Genomic DNA, 3047 nt, shown 5'->3' with positions numbered 1-3047 from the left:
CGAAGCTGCGGAGGAGATCGGCAACGCGTGCTGCGGTACGGTCGACGTCAAACTGAAGCTCAGGGTGGCGATGGAAATCGTGGCGCCAAGCCGTTGCTGCCGCAATGAGGTGCGTGTCCGGCGTCATGCCGGCGTTGCGTGCATCTGCCGGCAGAGGGCGGAGCTCTTGCACATCAAAGCCGGCCAACCTGGATTGCATCGGGTCAGGATGGCTACGCCCCCGGCTCATCGGTTCTCGCCCTCAAAGATACGGAAGGTCTCGGTGAGAAGCTCCATGAAGATATCGATTTCCGGCTCGGTGATGATGAGCGGCGGAGCTGCCATGAACCATTCCCCGAACTTGCCGCTCGCCGCGCGACGCGAATAGATGTGGAGGCCAAGATCACGCGCGATCTCGGAAACGCGGTAAGACGCCTGCCTGGAGGCGGGGAAAATTGCCTTGGTAGCCTTGTCCTCGACGATCTCCACCGCGTTCAAAAGCCCCATGCCGCGCACGTCGCCAATAGTTGTGCTCCTGTCCTTCAGAGCGTTTAGCTTTTGACGAAGGATGACGCCCATGCGCTTGGCATTCTCCATCAGATCTTGGTTCACCAGCTCACTGAGAACCGCAACGCCGATCGCCGAGGAAAGGGGATTGCCGGAATAGGTGTGGCCATGCAGAAAGCCACCAGATTCGACGACCTTGTCGACGATCCTGTTAGGAGCAACCATGGCGCCGAGTGGCGTGTATCCGGCGCTCAAGCCCTTGGCGCAGGCGACAAGATCGGGCAACGCGTCGGGCCAGTGATGGGCGGCCAAAAAGGTTCCGGTCCGGCCGGCGCCACACATGACCTCGTCGAAGATCAACAGAACGCCGTAGCGGTCACAAAGCTTCCGGACCTTGGAATAGTAACTGTTCGGCGCGACCAATGCGCCGGTGGCGATGCCGCCGACCGGCTCCATGATGAAAGCGAGTACCGTGTCCTCGCCTTCCGTGAGAATCTGTCTTTCGAGCTCATCCGCGCAGTGGTCGGCATAGGAGTGGACGTCGTAGCCCTCGGGGACGCGGTAGCTCAATGGTGCCGGAACCTTGGGCATCATCCGCATGATCGGGCCGAATATCTGGTCCCGATCCGGATCGCCGGTGACCGCAGCGGCGCCGAGCGTCGAACCATGATAGCCTGGTATACGCGCAAAAATCTTTGAGCGCTTCGGTTGACCCGTGACCACGGCGTATTGACGTGCAAGTTTGAGGGTGGCTTCGATGGCCTCCGAGCCGCCCGAGACAAGAAAAGTCTGATCGAATCCCGTGCCCGCAAGCTCCGAGATCATCCTGCACAGCGTTTCGGTCGCCTCGCTGGTGAACGCCGTGCGGACGACATAGCTAAAGCGCTTGGCTTGTTCGATCATGGCGTCGCGGACGCGCTCGTTGCCGTGGCCGATATTGGCGGCGACGGCGCCTGACGACCCGTCGAGATAGCGCTTGCCGTCGGTGTCCCAGAAGAAGATGCCTTTGGCATGCGAGATCATGGGCGTTTTGGTGACGCCGCGCCCGGCGTAGAAGGCCCCTCCGGTAGATACGTTTTGGACGGGTTTGGGCTGTGTGCTCGGTGTGGACATCTTGCGGCTTGTTCCTGTTAATTGGTTTCGGAAAGGAGGGCGGGCTCTTTACCGGCGCCGCACGTATGCGCGACTCTCACGCCACGGCGCATGATTTCAGTGCGTCGCGGACGGAAAGAGCCTCCAGTTCGAGGAGAGCGTGCTTCAGACGCATGGCATTCGCCTCGCCGATAATGGGACTGGCGAGAATGAGGAACTTGGCTTCCACCTCTGCCGGCCCAAAAGCGGGCCCGCCGGGGGCGCCGGTCGGTATCTCGGCTTCTTCGGAAAGAGATTGGCCATTCTGGAGGGTCACATTGACGCGGGCAGGCAGGAGCCTGTTCGCATAAAACTTCTCATCGGCGCCGGCGAGTGTTGAAAGGCTTATTTGTGACGCTGTTTCTTGGAGGTTTTTGTCCGCCAAGTCGTTTTCGCGCAGGCCCGTCGCGGACGACTTGTCGTGTAGTTCGAGGGCGAGCGCATAGGGGATATGGAACGCGGCCTCGACGGTCGATTGCGGCCAGGGGCCGTTGAAGTCGCGGACGAACTCGCTCACCGTCTCAACGTGAATGCCCTTGATGTCGGCGCGGCCAAAACGATAGCGCGTCAGCAACGCACGCAAGCAGTCAACCGCCGTGTGGATCCAGCGACAGACGCCAAACGGCTTGAAGCCGGTCTCGAGGATGAAGTAGCGCTCGCCCCACCGATCGAGCATGTCGCGGGGTTCAAACCGGTCGGACCCGGCCATGGCCCAGAACCCATCGTCGCCGTCGAAGATGGTGCGATTACCATGGAAGCCGGCGCGGACGAGATCCACTGCCGTAATGGCGCCCTTGTTCGCCCACCCATAGTTGTTCTTCAAAAGGCTCATCGGCCGCGAGTGGAACTTGCGCAGAAAGGGAAGCGGGGCATGCATCGGGGTCAGCCCATAGGCATCGGCGATCTGCTCAGCGCTGAATCGGTGCAACAGGCTTGCCGCGGTGCAGGCGCCGTAGACCTGCCAGTTGGCATAGCCCTTGACCTGGCGATCGCGGTCCTCGCTCGGCCGCATGGCGGTGCCAAGGCGCAGGGACATCTCGTAACCGCCCACAATCGCCGCGATCAGCCCCGTACCGGAGCTGTTGACCTCTTCGGCAACGGCGAGGGCGGCGGGGATAATCGACGCTCCGGGATGGCCGAAAAGGATGTAGGAATCGTCGAGGCTCAACATGCTGGCGCTGTGCGCGTTGGCATGGGCGGCATTGGCCGGATGGAAGCGCAGTGACGTGCCGAAAACCGTGCTGAGACCACCGGAATCGATACCCGCGAGATAGGGCGTCATTTGCCCCGCCCCCCGGGTCGTGCTTCCCGCGATCATGCAACCAACATGATCAAGGACCAGAAGCTTCGCCTGGTCGCGGACATGTGCCGGCAACTCGTCATAAGTCAGTCTGGCGACCGTGCTGGCGACGTCTTGTGTCAGAGGCATT

At 61.4% G+C, this 3047-nt stretch carries 2 protein-coding genes and 1 pseudogene; all 3 read right to left on the bottom strand.

What is annotated here, in order from left to right; genetic code table 11:
- A pseudogene (locus AC0L2Z_RS35085) lies at positions 1 to 187 on the bottom strand (hypothetical protein); the annotation flags it as partial.
- 38 nt (positions 188 to 225) lie between these two features.
- Complete coding sequence (locus tag AC0L2Z_RS35080; RefSeq protein WP_473630602.1) at positions 226 to 1599, bottom strand: aminotransferase family protein; 1374 nt, start codon at positions 1597 to 1599, stop codon at positions 226 to 228.
- A gap of 76 nt (positions 1600 to 1675) precedes the next feature.
- Positions 1676 to 3047 (bottom strand): MmgE/PrpD family protein (locus tag AC0L2Z_RS35075; RefSeq protein ID WP_473630601.1); only part of this gene is annotated, 1372 nt, incomplete at its 5' end.

It is taken from the genome of Mesorhizobium sp. WSM4850 (genome assembly GCF_055811735.1).
This window is presented reverse-complemented; position numbering and strand designations above follow the sequence as displayed.